This window comes from Vibrio sp. 14N.309.X.WAT.E.F5 (assembly GCF_030397615.1).
Classification (GTDB): domain Bacteria; phylum Pseudomonadota; class Gammaproteobacteria; order Enterobacterales; family Vibrionaceae; genus Vibrio; species Vibrio lentus.
This window is the reverse complement of record NZ_JAPNXR010000001.1, coordinates 23,613-40,684: the sequence shown is the minus strand read 5'-3', so window position 1 is coordinate 40,684 and position 17,072 is coordinate 23,613. Positions and strand designations below refer to the sequence as shown.

The 17,072-nt window shown below is 44.7% G+C and carries 16 protein-coding genes; 7 read left to right on the top strand and 9 right to left on the bottom strand.

Annotated elements, in window-relative coordinates:
- Positions 1–23 precede the first annotated feature (23 nt).
- A complete protein-coding gene (locus OW495_RS00200) occupies positions 24–1,208 on the top strand; it encodes a cystathionine beta-lyase (protein WP_076671408.1) in 1,185 nt (394 codons plus the stop codon).
- Between the two features lie 88 nt (positions 1,209–1,296).
- Here the strand turns inward: OW495_RS00200 and OW495_RS00195 are convergent, their stop codons facing one another.
- The 9 genes from OW495_RS00195 to pspA form a co-directional block, all read right to left on the bottom strand.
- Positions 1,297–1,770 carry a hypothetical protein gene (locus tag OW495_RS00195; RefSeq protein ID WP_102266617.1) on the bottom strand — a complete coding sequence of 158 codons (474 nt, stop codon included), beginning with the start codon at positions 1,768–1,770 and terminating at the stop codon, positions 1,297–1,299.
- The gene (locus OW495_RS00190; RefSeq protein ID WP_102514213.1) at positions 1,761–2,780 is read right to left on the bottom strand and encodes a winged helix-turn-helix domain-containing protein; all 1,020 of its coding nucleotides are present in this window, start codon (positions 2,778–2,780) and stop codon (positions 1,761–1,763) included. Before OW495_RS00190 ends, OW495_RS00195 begins: the two co-directional genes overlap by 10 nt.
- 109 nt (positions 2,781–2,889) lie before the next feature.
- A complete protein-coding gene (locus OW495_RS00185; RefSeq protein ID WP_102339494.1) occupies positions 2,890–3,456 on the bottom strand; it encodes a DNA-3-methyladenine glycosylase I in 567 nt (188 codons plus the stop codon).
- 134 nt (positions 3,457–3,590) lie between these two features.
- Entirely contained in the window at positions 3,591–6,701 is a 3,111-nt protein-coding gene (locus OW495_RS00180) for an efflux RND transporter permease subunit (RefSeq protein WP_102327741.1), read from the bottom strand.
- Positions 6,694–7,779 (bottom strand): efflux RND transporter periplasmic adaptor subunit, encoded by a 1,086-nt coding sequence (locus OW495_RS00175; protein ID WP_102352627.1) that lies wholly within the window; start codon positions 7,777–7,779, stop codon positions 6,694–6,696. Before OW495_RS00175 ends, OW495_RS00180 begins: the two co-directional genes overlap by 8 nt.
- Position 7,780: 1 nt before the next feature.
- Positions 7,781–8,815, bottom strand: coding sequence for an efflux RND transporter periplasmic adaptor subunit (locus OW495_RS00170; RefSeq protein WP_029223414.1), 1,035 nt, complete (start codon positions 8,813–8,815; stop codon positions 7,781–7,783).
- A 156-nt stretch (positions 8,816–8,971) separates the two neighbouring features.
- Positions 8,972–9,358: an envelope stress response membrane protein PspC gene (gene pspC / locus OW495_RS00165; protein ID WP_032499058.1), complete on the bottom strand. Its 387-nt coding sequence runs from the start codon at positions 9,356–9,358 to the stop codon at positions 8,972–8,974.
- The gene (pspB, locus tag OW495_RS00160) at positions 9,351–9,584 is read right to left on the bottom strand and encodes an envelope stress response membrane protein PspB (RefSeq protein WP_009848775.1); all 234 of its coding nucleotides are present in this window, start codon (positions 9,582–9,584) and stop codon (positions 9,351–9,353) included. The genes pspC and pspB overlap by 8 nt, the downstream gene beginning before the upstream one ends.
- A 15-nt stretch (positions 9,585–9,599) precedes the next feature.
- Positions 9,600–10,271: a phage shock protein PspA gene (gene pspA, locus OW495_RS00155; protein ID WP_004734604.1), complete on the bottom strand. Its 672-nt coding sequence runs from the start codon at positions 10,269–10,271 to the stop codon at positions 9,600–9,602.
- Positions 10,272–10,570: 299 nt separating this feature from the next.
- Here pspA and pspF point away from each other — a divergent pair, with 299 nt between their 5' ends.
- From pspF to OW495_RS00125, 6 genes are all read left to right on the top strand, one after another.
- Positions 10,571–11,593, top strand: a complete 1,023-nt coding sequence (gene pspF / locus OW495_RS00150; protein ID WP_102339497.1) for a phage shock protein operon transcriptional activator — start codon at positions 10,571–10,573, stop codon at positions 11,591–11,593.
- Between the two features lie 102 nt (positions 11,594–11,695).
- The gene (gene sapA / locus OW495_RS00145; protein WP_017108392.1) at positions 11,696–13,318 is read left to right on the top strand and encodes an ABC transporter substrate-binding protein SapA; all 1,623 of its coding nucleotides are present in this window, start codon (positions 11,696–11,698) and stop codon (positions 13,316–13,318) included.
- Positions 13,318–14,280 (top strand): ABC transporter permease subunit, encoded by a 963-nt coding sequence (locus OW495_RS00140; RefSeq protein ID WP_017108393.1) that lies wholly within the window; start codon positions 13,318–13,320, stop codon positions 14,278–14,280. The genes sapA and OW495_RS00140 overlap by 1 nt, the downstream gene beginning before the upstream one ends.
- Positions 14,267–15,154 (top strand): ABC transporter permease subunit, encoded by an 888-nt coding sequence (locus OW495_RS00135; protein ID WP_017108394.1) that lies wholly within the window; start codon positions 14,267–14,269, stop codon positions 15,152–15,154. Before OW495_RS00140 ends, OW495_RS00135 begins: the two co-directional genes overlap by 14 nt.
- Complete coding sequence (locus OW495_RS00130; protein WP_017109900.1) at positions 15,154–16,155, top strand: oligopeptide/dipeptide ABC transporter ATP-binding protein; 1,002 nt, start codon at positions 15,154–15,156, stop codon at positions 16,153–16,155. Before OW495_RS00135 ends, OW495_RS00130 begins: the two co-directional genes overlap by 1 nt.
- The gene (locus OW495_RS00125; RefSeq protein WP_017108396.1) at positions 16,152–16,934 is read left to right on the top strand and encodes an ATP-binding cassette domain-containing protein; all 783 of its coding nucleotides are present in this window, start codon (positions 16,152–16,154) and stop codon (positions 16,932–16,934) included. Before OW495_RS00130 ends, OW495_RS00125 begins: the two co-directional genes overlap by 4 nt.
- Positions 16,935–17,072: the final 138 nt, after the last annotated feature.

Sequence of the window (17,072 nt, the reverse complement as noted above, 5' to 3'; positions counted from 1 at the left end):
CCGTTCGATAAGGAATTCACAGCATGTCCGAAAGCAAAACCACCAAACTCATCACTGCAGGCCGTGATAAGAAGTGGACCAATGGCGTCGTAAACCCACCCGTGCAACGCGCTTCAACTGTTGTTTTCAACACAGTAGAAGAGAAACGCAAAGCGACCGTTAATCGCGCTAACAAGACACTTTTCTACGGACGCCGTGGCACCACGACTCATTTCGCATTTCAAGATGCAATGGTTGAAGTTGAAGGCGGTGCAGGCTGTGCTCTTTACCCTTGTGGTACTGCAGCCATCTCAAACGCAATCTTATCGTTTGTTGAAACAGGTGATCACATCTTAATGGTCGATACCTGTTACGAGCCGACCCGTGATTTCTGTGACACCATCATGAAAAAGATGGGCGTAGAAACGACTTACTACGAGCCAACGATTGGCGAAGGCATCCAAGACCTTATCAAGCCAAATACCAAGGTACTGTTTACCGAGTCTCCAGGTTCAGTGACCATGGAAGTTCAAGATGTTCCAACTCTAGCTCGTATTGCTCACGAACATGACATCATCGTTATGCTTGATAATACTTGGGCGGCTGGTGTGAACTTCTCACCGTTTGATTTCGGCGTTGATATCTCGATTCAAGCCGCGACTAAATACATCGTGGGTCACTCTGATGTAATGCTAGGTACCGCGGTTGCCAATGAGAAGTGCTGGGATCAGCTGCGAGAGCAAAGCTACTTGATGGGACAGTGCGTATCTCCAGATGACGCTTATCTTGGTCTTCGTGGTATTCGAACTCTTGACGTTCGACTTCGCCAACACGCTGAAAGCAGCTTGAAAGTCGCGAAATGGTTAGAAACACGCCCTGAGGTTGACCATGTTCGTCACCCTGCCCTTGAGTCTTGCCCCGGTCATGAATTCTTCAAACGAGATTTCACTGGCGGTAATGGCCTGTTTTCATTCGTTCTGAAAAATTCAAACCCACAAGCGACGACAGCTCTACTTGATGGTATGACACACTTCAGCATGGGTTACTCATGGGGTGGATTTGAGAGTTTGATTCTTGCTAATGAACCAAGCAGCTTTAATAGCCTAAGAACCGTCGCCAATCCTAATTTCGAAGGAACACTAATCCGTGTACATATCGGATTAGAGGATGTCGATGATTTGATTGCAGATCTCGAGGCTGGCTTAGAGCGTTACAACGCTTTGGTTTAAGTTAAATAATAAACAAGCTTCTACAAAAAAGGCAGGATTCATCCTGCCTTTTTTATTTCAGTAAATTCTTAGCGTAAACGTTATATAACTACTTCTGGACCTTGAAACATACCCAATTAAAAATTTCGAAGCGGTTTTTATTAAATAGATAAAGTGAGTCCTCGGTAACAATAGCAGAGTAGTCAACATTCAAACCCTCATACGAACTATACTCTTGATTAATAACAGGATCACTAGTTTCAGTTGTTGGCGAATAATCAACAATAGAGATAGACAACTCTCCATCTTTTAACGAATAACGACCAGAAGAATGGTGCTCCAATTTACTCACTTGACCATCCTTTCCTTCGATCTTCACCGACTCGGTAATCATAAACGTATCATCGGATTGGAAAGTAAAAGTCATACGTTCATACAAGGATTGATAAGGTTGAAATGCTTGCGTCATGAATCCTGTTTTAATGGTTTTACAATGCCAACGAGTGCCCGCTAATTCGTTCCTATCAATCATGAAACTTGCCGCTGTCAGTACTAACACCACCAGTAAACCAATTATTCGCAAAAGTAACTCCTTTGAGCCATGTAGGTTACAAGCGAATCAAAAGCTGACTCAACTTCGAAAATTGATGAAATATAGTTAAAAGCTTCACCATTTTCCCTCTGAACTAACATATACATAGCATCATTTTCTGGTTGGTTAACCGACGGATAGATACGGACAAAGACATCGACATTACAATGACTAGGAATCACTTGTATCAGCTTCTCAGTGATGGCGGGCAACGAGTAGGCTTCATTGCGCACAATGTGGAAAAAGTAATGATTGGTTTTGTGTACAAAGCTGTCGCGATAATCACTTTTATCAACAAAGTATGGCACTGGTTGATAATAAGTCTGGAGAACATTAAATAAACTAACTAACACACAGACAAAGGCTAAAAAGTAGCCTGCACTGACTAAATGGCGATGTACAAAAAGCTTGAAGATCGACGAAGTAGCCTTAGCTGAACCATTCGTAACATCTGACGACAACGAAGTTTCCCTACCCTCTTCAACGTTTCGTATTGCAGGTGTAGAGATAACATGGTTTTGCTCATCTAACGGCTTTTTATCCGGTGACTTATTTGATGTTTGTATTTGATTTGTCATCGCTGACAGTGGCTTAAGATCTGCTTGAGAGGATGCTATCGGAGACGTTTCTGGCAAGAAGCCCGCATCTGGGGTTAGCGCTTTGGGCTCTGCAATTATAGGTTTAAATGATCCTTCGATCTCCAGAGAATAACCCGTTTTACTGACGGTACGAATCGTCGCACAACCGCAGGTAACTCTGTTAAGTGTTTTTCTAAGCTTAGAGATCACGTTGGTCAACGCTTGCTCAGAGACAATCACATCCCCCCAACACTTCTTGAATATCAGACCTCGTTCAATGCATTCGCCGACGTTTTCTAACAAGAACAGGAAAACCTTCCCTTCTAACGGCGCGATAGTTTCTACGCGGCCATCCTCACGCACAAACTGCCTAAGTAAAGGATCATAGCTAGCATCACATATTTGGTAGTTTTGTTGATTCACTATCGTTGTCTACATTAGAATCCGGCCGCATATGATATTGAATAGTTTATAAATGGCCAGTGAAATTTCCAGTTTTCACTCAATTATTTCGCGACGATAAATAACAATTTTATTTATATGGGCAATCAATCATATGATCGTTAACCATTCCTGTAGCTTGCATAAACGCATAACAGATTGTTTCCCCTACAAACTTGAAGCCTCTTTTTTTCAAAAACTTGCTCATCGCTTTTGATTGCTCGGTAGAAGCTGGAACTTGAGACATCTCTGTCCATTGATTATCAACCACCTTGTTATCAACAAACTGCCACAACGCATTAGACAGAGAACCGAACTCCTTTTGAAGCTCAAGTGTCGCTCGGGCATTATTATAGACGGAGGCGATCTTGCCCTTGTGCCTAACCACATCAAAGTTCTCAATGATTTTTGGCACATTGTCTTCATTGAGTACAGCTAGCTTATTGAGGTCGTAGTTTTCAAATGCAGCACGATAGCCTTCGCGTTTTTTGAGTATCGTAATCCAGCTAAGACCTGCTTGTGCCCCTTCTAAGGTAATGAACTCAAACAAAACTTGGTCATCATAAACCGGTACACCCCATTCCTTATCGTGATACTCCCTTTCAAGCTCGTGCTTAAGCGCCCATGCACATGTTCGATCCGATGCAGCTATTTCCATTTTAAGCCTCTCTATTTAGGGTCTGTTGACCGTTAGCCATTAGCCGTTAGCCATTAGCCGTTAGCCATTAGCCATTAGCCATTAGCCAAAAATAATGCCCCATTAAGGGGCATTCATTCTTAGGGTAACTGATATTACCTTACTTCAATTTTATGAAATAAACGGTAAAGCACAGGAACAACAATTAGTGTCAGTACTGTAGCAAAGCCCAAACCAAACATAATGGTTACCGCCATTGGCTTGAAGAAGATATCAGGCAGTAGTGGGATCATACCAAGAATGGTCGTAATCGCCGCCATACATACCGGACGTACACGACTCAATGCCGCATCCACTACCGCTACATACGGATCTTTACCTGATTTCATCTCAATCCCAATCTGATCAAGCAATACAATACCGTTCTTGAGTAGCATTCCCGATAGACTTAAGAAGCCTAGCAGCGCCATGAACCCAAAAGGTGTGTTTAAGGCCAGTAGACCCGTCGTCACCCCTATCAAGGCAAGTGGTACGGTTAGCCAAACAATCAGCGGCTCTTTCACTGAGTTGAACAGGAACACAGTGATCAAAAACATGAACAAGTAACCCAAAGGCATCGTCGTAAACAATGATGCTTGCGCATCTGCCGACGATTCATATTCACCACCCCATTCAAGTGAATAACCCGGTGGCATCTTGATCGCTTCAATTTGTGGCTGCAAACGCTTTTGAAGCGTTGATGCTGTTTCTTCACCCAATAAGTCAGGGTCAGCCATAACCGTTAGCATACGCTTACGGTTCTTACGAATGATCAACGGGTCTTCCCACTCTAGCTCATAACCTAACGTCACTTGCTGTAGCGGAATGTACTCACTTAATGCAGGGCTCCAAATCTTCATTCCTTCGATGTTACGAATATCAATACGCTCATCTTCCGGCAATCGCGCCACGATAGGCATCAGCGTCGTACCATCACGGTACACACCAATCGACTTGCCTGAAAATGACATTGCTAGGAAATCATCAACGTCAGACTTCGTGATACCGTAACGACGCGCTTGGCTTTCATTGAACTGAGGCTCTAACACCTTAGTTCTTTCACGCCAGTCATGACGAACGTTAAAAGCACCTGAATCCGCACGCATCACATCCATCACTTGAGACGCAATAGAACGAAGAATCGTTGGATCGGAACCGACAATACGAGCTTCAATTTTTGCGCCGCCGCCTGGACCTAATTCAATCTGTTTGAGTTTGTAATCAATCTCAGGGAATTGCGTATCAACATGCTCACGGAAACGAAGCATAAGCGCTTCAAGTACTTCATAGCTCTTTACACGAACCGTTATTTCACCGTACGCGCTATAACTTTTCTCCGGTGAATAGGTCAACATAAAACGCTGTAAACCTTTACCCGCTGTGGTTGTGATGTGCTCGGATTCCTCTTGCTCCGATAACCAGTTTTCCAGCACTTTAAGTTTGGTGTTGGTCGCTCGGATATCCGTCCCTTCAGGCATCCATACATCAACTTGGAACATTGGTGTTGTAGAAGATGGGAAGAAAGCTTGTTTTACAAAACCAAAGCCGTAAACGCTCGCACCCAAGCCGATAACCAAAACAAACATGGTTAACCAAGCTCGTTTCATACAAAACTCTAGGAAGTTTTTGTAGATAACGAAAACCATCCCGTTGTATGGGTCTTTACCTTCACTCTCAGGATCAACCTTCTGACCTTTGAAGAAAATATCTGCGAAAAACGGGGTAATCGAGATCGCAGTAAACCAACTCAACATTAACGAGATCAGTAGAACCGTAAACAAGGTGCCACAGTATTCGCCCGTCGAGTCTTCAGATAGACCGATTGGAGCAAAAGCCGTAACCGCAATAACGGTAGCACCGAGCAGTGGCCATTTTGTTTGAGTGACGATATCAGTAGCGGCCTGCATCCGGGATCGTCCCTTTTGCGTGCCGATCAATATCCCTTCTACCACCACAATGGCGTTGTCCACCAGCATCCCCAAGGCAATAACCAATGCGCCTAGTGAGATACGCTGAAGATCGATTTTGAAGTACTGCATGAAAATGAAGGTACCGAAAACGGTCAATAGCAGTATCAAACCAATCAACAAGCCGGAGCGAAGCCCCATGAAAAACAGTAGTACGATAATTACGATGGCAACCGCTTGTCCAAGGCTGACAACAAAACCACTGACCGACTTATCCACTTCTTTTGGTTGGTTATAGACCTCAGAAATATCTATTCCAACGGGCTGTTGATACTTAAGCTCAGCCAAACGTCGGTCAAAGGCTTCACCTACCGCCACTACGTTCACACCTTGAGCAAAAGACACCCCGAGGTTTAGAGCCAGTTTTCCGTTGTAACCAATGATATTGGTAGGCACTTCAACATAACCGCGCGTTACGTCAGCGACATCTTTTAAGTAGATAAGCCCTTGCGCGCCACCTTCAGTCAGAATCAAATCGCCGAGTTGTTCAACGTTTTGGAATTCTCCCGTTGGGTGGATACGTATATATTCATCGCCTATCCGGACTGCGCCAGCACTGGATACAATGTTTTGGGTCGATAGTAGATTGAAGACGGTGCTTGGAGAGATCCCTAGTGAGCTTATCCGTTTCATCGATATCTCAATGAAAACCTGCTCTTGCTGTTGACCGGAAACAGAGACTTTACTGACTCCATCAACCAGTTCCAGCTCGCGCCTTAGGTAATCAATATAATCGAGAAGCTCTTTATAACTGTAACCATCACCTGTCACAGCAAGCAAAATACCGTAAACGTCACCGAAGTCATCAATGACCTGAGGATCATTCACCCCGGGCGGTAATTCCACCTTGAGATCGTTCACCTTACGACGTAATTCATCCCAAATTTGCGGAAGATCGTCGGGGCCATAGTTGTTTTTCATGGTGACCGTAACCTGTGACAGGCCACGACTTGAAATAGAGTTAACTTCATCCACATAAGTCAGCTGTTGTATCGCCTTCTCTAGTGGGTAAGTCACTTCCTCTTCCACTTGTTGCGGAGTTGCACCAGGATACGAGGTAACAACCATTGCATCTTTAATAGTGAAGGCTGGATCTTCTAAACGACCCAAGCCAAAAAATGCAGAAACACCACCAATCAAAAAGATCAGCGATAGCATCCAGCTAATGACTTTATTACGTATAAAGTAAGACGCGACACCTGTGATCTGGTCATCACCTTGCGGAGCGTCATTTTGAGGCTTGTTATTCACTTCACTCATCGTTCGTCTCCTGAGGCAATACTTCCACTGTCATTCCATCACGCAATCGTGATACGCCCGCAACAACGACATGCTGCCCCATTTCTAATCCTTTAATAATTTGTAATGTAGTCTGGTTTGCTTTGCCTAACACGACTTGCTGCTTAGAGACAGTATCGTCATCGTTAAGAACCCATACGTAAGAATTTGTACGAGTGAGGTCATCCCCATCGGCGTTGAACACCGCTTCAATTGGGATAAGCACGCCAGCCTTCAGCTCAAGGCCGATATCTCTGCCGTGCGAAGTTACTTCAACCGCCATACCATCAAGAATCAAATCATCTTTAGGCATCGGTAATGCTAGCGTTACGGTGAACGTTCCAGTGCTTGGATCGGGCTCAGTCGTAAACTCTTTTATTCCAGCCGAGTACTCATTGCCGCTTGGCACCCTCACTAAAGCTTCAACGTTTGACAAGATCGTCTCGTTGGGTTGGTTTACGTAGATTTGATCCGGAAGTTGTATAATCACTTCCACATCTTCAACACTGTGAATGTTCACGATCTGTTGGCCAACTTGAATATTTTCATATTGATCAACACTGACACGCGAAATAATCCCATCAACAGGAGCACGAAGTTTAGTAAACGACAAACGCAGTTTTGCCAATTCAAGTTCGGCGTAAGCAATTTGGCGTTGGGCTGCAATTTCATCAAACTGAGACTTAGCTAGTAAGCCTTTTTTAACCAAAGGGCTAGAACGTCTGTATTGACTATCAATTACGGTGTATCTCGCTTGAGCATTGTCCACATCTAACTGGTAATCAGTCGGATCAAGCTCAGCAAGAATGTCGCCCTCTTTTACGCGCTCGCCTTCTTTAACATCCAGCTGAAATATCTCACCTGCCACTCGAAAGCTAAGGTGGGCTTTTTCAGCTGCGTTTGCGACGGCAGGGAAATAGAGTTTGTCATTAAAGTCGAGAACCGAAATTTCGATTGCTTTGACGAGAGGAAGCTTGTCAGATTCAGTGCTGGCCTTGTCTTTACAAGCCGTCAGCAAAGCTAGACAGGATAGGCTGAGAGCCATTTGAATTGTCTTCATGCTACAGCCCCCTTTCCTTGATCCACTCGCGAACCTTAACGCCAGATTCAAGTCCGTTAACACCAGAAGTCACCACACGGTCACCATCATTTAAACCCGAAACAATATGACGCTTTTCGTCGATCACAATCGCAACTTCTTCAACAATGCCGTCGTTATTCACGCGCCATACAGAGACATCGTCCCCGTCAGTCATCATCGCAGAGGTTGGAATCTTGGTTGCCGCTGCTTGTGCAGACACCAGTTTCACAGTCCCAGACATGCCCGGCAGTATGCCAATATCAGTAGGTCTCTCCATTATCATGGTGACTTTGTAAGAGCCTGTTTTTGGATCCGCTTCGGTATCGACCTCTTGAAAAGTCAGTTCGTAAAAATGTTCTGGAAAAGCATCGAATACCATGGTCGCGTCTGTTTCAAAACCTGAAGAAAAGCGAGTAATTAATTGGTCAGGTAATAGGAAGACGACTTTGAGAATTTGATTGGTTTGAATATTCATTACCCCTTGCTTTGCCGCAATATACTCGTGGTTTTCAGCAGGAATAATAGAAATAGTGCCCTCATAAGGCGCAATCAATGTGGTATAGCGTAAGTTAGCTTTCGCTTGATTCAATACAGCTCGAGCAGAATTGTGGTTGGCTTTCGCTTGATCAAAATCTTGCTCTGAGACCACTCTATCTTTACGCAGTTTAATCGCACGCTGATACTGCACATCGGCAAGTTTGAAGTTAGCTCTGGCTTGTTTCTCTAGTAGCTGATACTCATCAGGATTGAGCATCGCCAGTTTTTCGCCTTTTGATACCTGTTGCCCAGCAGTAACATCGAGCGTTTGTAATAAACCTGGAACACGAAAGGCCAAGACAGCTTTATCGCCCGCTTCAGTGGTGGCGGGGAAATTTCGTTCAAAGGCATTATTACCAACGGAGACAGTGAAAAGTTTAGCAGGTCTTGATTCGGGCTCAGGAACAGGAGGCAGCTCCTTACCACACCCAGATAACCCGGACAGGGTTACCAACAGGACTAGGGAGGCTTTGTACATGGTGATCATCCATATCTATAAGTATCTTATTAACATAGATTAATCACATGTAAGTTACCAGTTATGACAATATTTATTTAGACAAAATTATTAAAAAAAATAACGGCTTGGGATAAATTTTCCTAAACCGTTCTCTATTATTTTTAGGGTAACACGCTACATGTTCTTAAATGCACGATCGACTTTAAATGTGTCGGAAGTAACATAAGCTTCCATATTGCGTACACTGGTCTCTAACGTCTGGAAATCACCCTCTAAAGTGCCCAATAAAGACTCTGCAGTTTGCCCCTTTTCCCAAGGCTTTTGCTTCAGCGTGTGTTCTTGCTTGGCTTTCATTTGGTCGACATACTGAGGTGGTTGTTTTTCCAGCATAAATGTTAAAGCTAAATACGCTAACAAGACCAGAAAGCTACCACCAAGCAGTGCCGCAGAGATAACCAAGATACGAACCAACCAAACTTCAAGGCCAAAGTAGTTCGCTAACCCTGCACACACACCCGATAATTTGCCGTTAATGGGATCGCGATACAATTCTCTACTCATAGTTTCGTCTCCAGTTTGGCGACTCCGCATCCAGTATTTTTTCCAAAGTTTTCACACGATCTTGCATGGATTCTGCTTGCTCAGAAAGCTTGTGCAGGCGTTGAAGATCGGTTTCTGAAAGACCATTACTGGATTTCTTCTTGCTGCGGTAATGTAAGAATAACCATAGCGGTGCCACGAAGATTAAAAAGACAATCAGTGGACCTGCAATTAGAAATGTTGACATAGACAACTCCTAAAATTATTTATCGCGGTTTTCAACTTGTTGCTTCAGTTTCGCCAGCTCTTTTTCGATTTCATCTTGAGCTTGTAGATCTGCAAACTCTTGGTCTAACGATTTTGCGTTACCCGTTTTGGCGTAAACGTCCGCTTCAGCTTCTAATTCGTCCACTTTACGCGAGAATTGCTCAAACTTCGCCATTGCTTCGTGGGTTTTGCTTGAATGCAGATGCTTTTGAACATCACGACGATTGCTTGCCGCATTATTACGAATCATTAGTGCTTGCTGCTTTGCACGTGTTTCTGCGATTTTGGTTTCAAGCTTGCCAATCTCACTTGTCAGCTTTTCGATGGTTTCATGAACCAAAGTTTGCTCGGTATGAAGGCTTTTGATGATGTCTTCTAGCTTTTGCTTTTCGATTAAAGCGGCTCTTGCCAGATCTTCACGTTGCTTAGTTAGCGCGAGTGTTGCTTTATTTTGCCAATCTAGAATCTGAGTTTCGATAGCTTCAACTTTACGCGCTAGCTCTTTCTTATCTGCGATTGCTTTTGCTGAGTTCGTGCGAACCTCAACCAGCGTGTCTTCCATTTCTTGGATAATAAGGCGAATCATCTTTTCAGGATCTTCAGCCTTATCTAATAATGCACTGATGTTTGAATTTACAATGTCTGCAAAGCGAGAAAAAATACCCATGAGGAACTCCTTAATTACAATGATGGCAAATGTGCTTTAAACCGATGTTCGATTTCTCAATCCACTTGCTCACAAATTTACGTTTGTTGTTAAACCTACCATAAGTAATCCAAGTAGCGTGCCAACTTTTAAGCTATTTACTTTCAATCACTTACAATAAAATGGTGATTAACGCGAACCATGCTATGATGAATTTAACCAAGTATTGGTATTTTTCACCACTACTCTCTTACTTAAGCGATTTAAATAAAGCTCTCTGACTCACATCAACCAGTGTTCAAACCTCACAAGGACCCGCTATGCAGCAGAATCTTATTGGTGAATCCCCAAGCTTTCTCTCTGTTTTAGATAAAGTTTCTCAATTAGCACCAATCGAAAGACCGATTCTGATCATCGGGGAGCGTGGTACAGGTAAAGAGCTGATCGCGCAAAGGTTGCATTACCTTTCAAGACGCTGGGATCAACCTTTGATTTCGCTGAACTGCTCAACACTCAGTGAAGGTTTGATTGATTCTGAGTTGTTTGGTCATGAATCGGGCTCTTTTACCGGTTCAAAAGGCCGTCATCAGGGGCGCTTTGAAAGAGCAGAAGGTGGGACGCTGTTCTTAGATGAGTTGGCAACAACCCCTCTTTCGGTTCAAGAAAAACTGTTGCGCGTTATCGAATACGGCCAGTACGAACGTGTAGGTGGGCAAAAGGCATTAAGTGCCAATGTCAGGCTAGTCTGCGCAACCAATGCCGACTTACCCGCAATGGCACTCAAAGGTGAATTCAGACCAGACCTTTTAGACAGACTCGCCTTTGATGTCATTACCATTCCTCCTCTTCGCGAAAGAAAAGAGGACATCACGTTGCTCGCCGAATATTACGCCATCAAGATGTGTCGAGAGCTCGAATTGGAGCTTTTTGTCGGCTTTGCGCCATCGGCTGTTGAGGCGTTGTTGGATTATTCTTGGCCTGGGAATGTGAGAGAACTCAAAAACGTCGTTGAACGTGCTATCTACCAGCACGGTAGAAATCCATATCCTATTGAATCTTTGGTGTTTAATCCGTTTCAACCTGCATGGATAACTGAGCAAAATTCTGCTGAAGAAACTGGCAATGAGCCAACCAACAGCCATACTTCATCTGAAGGCGCTTTTTCTTTGCCTCTCGATTACAAAGCATGGCAAGAACAACAAGATATCAAACTACTCAATCAAGCCTTAAAGCAAAGTAAATACAACCAGAAACAAGCCGCCGAATTACTTGGGTTAACCTACAACCAATTACGTGGAATGGTGAGGAAGTACGCGATTGTCGGACAAGCGAACGATAAATAGCTGTCCACGCTTGATTATTATTTGGAGCCGAATAAATAAAATGTTAAATTGTCCGGATCTTGAGGCTCCTCTAACGCCTCGTTTCGAAAAGTATTTCTTTTTATGAAAGCACTAATAAGACTATCACTTAGCATCTGCACGCTTGGCTTTTTAGCTGGATGTGGTGAAAGTGTCGATCACGCGCAAATCCGTGAAAAAGGCTTCACTTATTGTGGCCAAGGTAACCCTAGTACGTTCAATCCGCAGCTGGTTGATAGTGGCATTACCTCTGAATCGTTGAGTCCTCAAATCTTCGATACGCTGCTCACTCTTGATCCCATGACATATCGACCAAAACAGAACCTAGCAACCAGCTGGTCTGTCGACAAATCAGGTACAGAATACACCTTCACATTGCGACCAAACGTTTCATTCCAAACCACCGATTGGTTTACACCGACTCGTAGCTTGAACGCACAAGATGTGGTCTTTAGTTTCGAACGTATTGTTGATAGCTCCAACCCATTCCATTATGTGGGTGGCGGTTTATATCCATGGTTCGCTGGCATCGATTTTCAGAATCTGATTGTTGATATCACAGCGGTCGATGACCTAACCGTAAAATTCCAATTAAGTCGCCCAGACAATTCATTTCTCAACAATATCGCCACCAGCTATGCCGTCATTCACTCCAAAGAATACGCCAACAAGCTTGTCGCCTCTGACGAGAAAAACGAACTCGACTCTAAGCCTGTTGGTACGGGGCCCTTTTACCTAGACGAATACCAAATCAATGACCTAGTGCGCTTGAAAAAGAACAAGCACTACTGGAAGGGTGAGGTACAAATGGACCAAGTTGTGTTCGACACTTCCCAACGTGGTACCGGAACACTGGCCAAACTGCTTCGCAGTGAATGTGACGTGTTGAATTCACCGATCTCTAGCCAAATCCCAATTATTCAAGCTCATGAAGAGTTAAAGATTTCCGCCACGCCTGCGGTGAATGTCTCTTTCATCGCGCTCAACACTGAGCACCCTGCACTGCGTGACTCTCGTGTAAGAAAGGCGTTGAATTTGGCCATCAACCGCCAAAACATTCTCGACTCGGTTTATTACGGTACGGGCACGAAAGCTTACACGCTGTTGCCACCTACTTCGTGGGCTTACCAAAAAGACAGTGTTCAAGTTCGCTATGACCGCAACTACGCTGTTGCGCTTCTTAAAGAAGCCGGCGTAGAACCCGGGCTAGAGCTGTCAATGTGGGTGCCTCTAGAGCCAAGAGCTTACAATCCGAGCCCAAGAAAAACCGCAGAATTAATCCAAGCTAACTTGGCCGATATAGGCATCGAACTTAAGCTCTATACTGATGACCGATTCGACCGCACACAGCTGTCTTCTATCGCTTCTACCGATCTGCTGCTTACTGGCTGGATTGGTAATACGGGTGACCCAGATAACTTCTTACGTCCCCTGCTCTCTTGCAGCTCTGAACGTGCCGGATTAAACGTTTCTATGTGGTGTAACTCAGACTTTGATTTCCTTCTGGATCTCGCTTTGGAAATCAATCAACAAAGGCACCGTGTGAACTTGTATCGCCAAGCCCAAAACATTCTCAATGAAGAAGTTCCAGTGATCCCTCTGGCTCACGGTGTGCAATTTCGCGTGCACGACCGCTCACTGACCGGCTTTAAACAAAGTCCGTTCAATGCCCAACCTTTTGATCAAGTCAGAAGAGAGGTGCGCTGATGTTTTGGTACACACTGAGACGCGTTAACTTATTCGTCATTACACTCGCTATTCTTACGTTAGTGGGTTTTTCCCTGCTTCGACTAGACCAGACTTCACCTTGGGCGATTCAAGATTTTTGGCCAGGCTGGATTAGCTATATCACAGAGTTATCGACGCTTAACTTTGGTTTGAGCAAACATGGTGTCCCTATCATTGATGAGCTGGTTGTGGTTTTTCCTGCCACTCTAGAGCTGTGTTTCTTTGCCTTTATTCTAGCGCTGTTTATCGGTATTCCTTTTGGTACGATAGCGGGTATGAGACAAGGCAAGTTTGTCGATACCACCATATCATTTACCTCGATGGCAGGTTACTCGGCACCAATCTTTTGGGTCGCGTTGCTGATGATCATGGTGTTCTCCTTGCACTTCGAGATGTTCCCTGTTGGCGGTCGTTACGATCTTCTTTATGAAATTGAACATGTGACTGGATTTGCAATGATCGATGCGTTCTTTGCCGAAGGTAAATATCGCGCGCACGCTCTGCAAAGCGTTATTGAGCATATGGCATTGCCTTGTCTGGTTTTAGCATTAGCGCCAACCACTCAGGTTATTCGATTGATGCGTGCATCCGTGGCAGAAGTGATGACACAAAACTACATCCGAGCGGCTCGAATTAAAGGTCTTTCAACGCGAGAGATCGTCACTCAGCACGTACTAAGAAATGCGATTCCACCGATCATTCCAAAAGTCGGAGTTCAACTATCGAGTATGTTAACGCTGGCTATTATCACCGAGTCTATCTTCAACTGGCCGGGCATTGGCCGCTGGCTACTCGATGCTCTGTCTAATCAAGATTACGTTTCAATTCAAGCGGGTGTGATTGTGGTCGCGACGTTGGTTTTGACTGCGAATATTTTGTCAGACCTGTTGGGCGCAATGGTCAATCCACTGGTAAGGAAGGAATGGTATGCTAACAAATAACGTCTACCAGGAAGAACAAATTCCAACCCAGTTTGAGCGTTTCTGGCGAAGCTTTCGTGCCAACAACCTAGCGATGTTTGGGTTGTGGTGTTTGGGGCTGATCATTTTAGTGACGATAACTTCACCTTGGTTGGCTCCTCACGATTCTCAAGAACAAACGGGGCATTTGTTAACACCGCCCTCTTGGGATCCGGCTGGTACGGTTGAGTATTTCCTTGGTACTGATGACTTGGGCCGAGACATTCTTTCTCGTCTGATCATTGGTTCGCAGCTGACCTTTGGCGCAGCGGTTATCATTACCTTCATTGCAGCGGTCATCGGCTGCCTGATTGGCGTTCTCGCGGGCATGACTCGTGGGTTGCTATCAAGCACGTTAAACCACCTGCTTGATACCGTAATGTCTATTCCGTCTTTGCTGCTCGCGATCATCTTCGTGGCTTTTCTAGGCTTTGGTGAGTTTAATATCTTACTGGCGCTGTGTTTGGCATTGATCCCGCGCTTTATACGCTCGGTGTACATTGCCGTGCATGCTGAGGTAGAGAAAGACTATATTCTGGCTTCGCGTCTTGATGGTGCGAATGACTTCTATTTGTTATGGAACTCAATTGTTCCTAATATTCTGACCGTTGTTGCGCTTGAGATTACACTGGCGCTGTCTGTCGCTATTCTCGACATTACTGCTTTAGGCTTCTTAGGCTTAGGCGCGCAAGCACCGAGTACTGAGTGGGGCTCAATCTTGGGTGACTCAGTCGAACTAATTTACCTTGCACCATGGACAGTAACCTTACCCGGCTTAGCTATTATGTTTACCGTTATCGTTGTTAACCTCGTGGGTGAAGGTGTTCGCCAAGCGCTAAATGCAGGAATCGAATAATGCCGTTACTTGATATTCGACACCTAACCATCGAAATTGAAACCCCACAAGGGATGGTTAAAGCCGTTGACCGAATGAGTCTGACCCTAAATGAAGGGGAAATCCGTGGTCTGGTGGGTGAATCAGGCTCGGGGAAAAGCTTGGTTGCGAAAGCGATCGTCGGGGTTTGTAAAGAAAACTGGAAAGTGTCTGCTGACCGAATGCGCCTTGGCAATATCGATTTGCTTCAGTTGACGCCCAAAGAACGACGTCGTGTGATTGCTCGCGATATCGCGATGATCTTCCAAGAACCATCCTCCTGTCTTGATCCCTCTGAAAAAGTGGGTCATCAACTTATTGAATCGATTCCTTCATATTCTTTCGAAGGTCGATGGTGGCAACGATTCAAATGGCGTAAGAAGCAAGCCGTTGCTCTACTGCATAAAGTCGGTATTAAAGATCACTCTCGCCTGATGGACAGCTATTCGTATGAGCTGACTGACGGTGAATGTCAAAAAGTCATGATTGCGATGGCGATTGCAGCCAAACCAAAGATCTTAATTGCCGATGAGCCGACTAACGATCTCGATCCAATCACTCAATCGCAGATCCTGCGCTTATTGAGCCGAATGAATCAACTTCACAACACGACGATTCTCCTCATCGGACACGATTTAACGACCATTACTCAATGGGCAACACGAATCACCGTGATGTATTGTGGCCAGTCAGTAGAATCAGCGGATACAGCCAAACTGTTGGATGTGCCAAAGCACCCCTATACCGTCGCGCTGCTCAAAGCGATGCCCGACTTCAACGATTGGATTCCACACAAAGAAAAATTGCAGTCGCTGCCAGGGTCAATCCCTCCATTGCAGCATCTACCGATTGGTTGCCGATTAGGGCCACGCTGTCCTTACGCACAAAGACAGTGTGTTGAGATCCCTCATACCAAACGTATTAAAAGCCACAAATTTAATTGTCACTTCCCTCTCAATATGGAGAAGAAAAAGAAATCATGAGTGCATTATTAGAAGTCAGCGAGTTATCAAAAGACTTTACGACACGCTCTGGTCTTTTCCGTAAGAAGATTCATCAGGCAGTGAAACCTGTGAGCTTTAGTCTGGAAGCCGGTCAAACTATTGGTTTTATTGGTCAAAATGGCTCTGGAAAATCGACATTGGCTCGAATGCTTGCAGGTATGGTTGAACCCACCTCAGGCGAGATTCGTGTTAACGGTGAAAGGCTAGAGCACAAAGACTATTCAACGCGCTGTAAACTGATTCGTATGATCTTCCAAGATCCCAACACCTCGCTTAACCCGCGCATACAGATCGGTCGAATCCTCGAAGGCCCTTTAAAGCGAAACACGGGCATGCCTCCAGAAGCCCGTATGAAGCGTGTGAAGGAAACTTTGTTGCGTGTTGGACTCTTACCAGAGCACGCTTACTTTTACCCGCAAATGCTGGCTGCAGGTCAAAAACAAAGAGTATGTTTGGCGCGTGCCTTAATCCTTCAACCATCAATCATTGTTGCAGACGAAGCATTGAATGGTTTAGACATGGCGATGCGTTCTCAGATCATCAACCTCTTCTTAGAGCTCCAAGAAGAGATGGGCGTATCATTTGTTTATGTGTCTCAGCATATCGGTATCGTTAAGCACATCACCGATAAGATCATTGTCATGCACGAAGGAAACGTCGTTGAGTCTGGGGAAACACATGAGGTTCTCACCAACCCAACCCACCAGATCACTCAAAGACTGGTAGAAAGCCATTTCTTCAAAGCGCCGAACCACTAGCTCACAAACTCACTCCCATCGCTAATAAGAACGTAGAGGTGGGAGATTTCGATGTGGTTCTCAAGGAGGAGAAACACTTGTTGATACGAATTCCAAACCTCAAACCAATTCTCTTACTAGCATTTCCTTTATTAATAT

Coding starts and splice junctions, on each gene's coding strand:
- sapA (WP_017108392.1), top strand. CDS start 11,696: ATGAAAGCACTAATAAGACTATCACTTAGCATCTGCACGCTTGGCTTT.
- pspB (WP_009848775.1), bottom strand. CDS start 9,584: ATGTCAACATTTCTAATTGCAGGTCCACTGATTGTCTTTTTAATCTTC.
- OW495_RS00180 (WP_102327741.1), bottom strand. CDS start 6,701: ATGAGTGAAGTGAATAACAAGCCTCAAAATGACGCTCCGCAAGGTGAT.
- pspC (WP_032499058.1), bottom strand. CDS start 9,358: ATGAGTAGAGAATTGTATCGCGATCCCATTAACGGCAAATTATCGGGT.
- OW495_RS00130 (WP_017109900.1), top strand. CDS start 15,154: ATGCCGTTACTTGATATTCGACACCTAACCATCGAAATTGAAACCCCA.
- OW495_RS00170 (WP_029223414.1), bottom strand. CDS start 8,815: ATGTACAAAGCCTCCCTAGTCCTGTTGGTAACCCTGTCCGGGTTATCT.
- OW495_RS00175 (WP_102352627.1), bottom strand. CDS start 7,779: ATGAAGACAATTCAAATGGCTCTCAGCCTATCCTGTCTAGCTTTGCTG.
- pspA (WP_004734604.1), bottom strand. CDS start 10,271: ATGGGTATTTTTTCTCGCTTTGCAGACATTGTAAATTCAAACATCAGT.
- OW495_RS00135 (WP_017108394.1), top strand. CDS start 14,267: ATGCTAACAAATAACGTCTACCAGGAAGAACAAATTCCAACCCAGTTT.
- pspF (WP_102339497.1), top strand. CDS start 10,571: ATGCAGCAGAATCTTATTGGTGAATCCCCAAGCTTTCTCTCTGTTTTA.
- OW495_RS00125 (WP_017108396.1), top strand. CDS start 16,152: ATGAGTGCATTATTAGAAGTCAGCGAGTTATCAAAAGACTTTACGACA.
- OW495_RS00185 (WP_102339494.1), bottom strand. CDS start 3,456: ATGGAAATAGCTGCATCGGATCGAACATGTGCATGGGCGCTTAAGCAC.
- OW495_RS00140 (WP_017108393.1), top strand. CDS start 13,318: ATGTTTTGGTACACACTGAGACGCGTTAACTTATTCGTCATTACACTC.
- OW495_RS00200 (WP_076671408.1), top strand. CDS start 24: ATGTCCGAAAGCAAAACCACCAAACTCATCACTGCAGGCCGTGATAAG.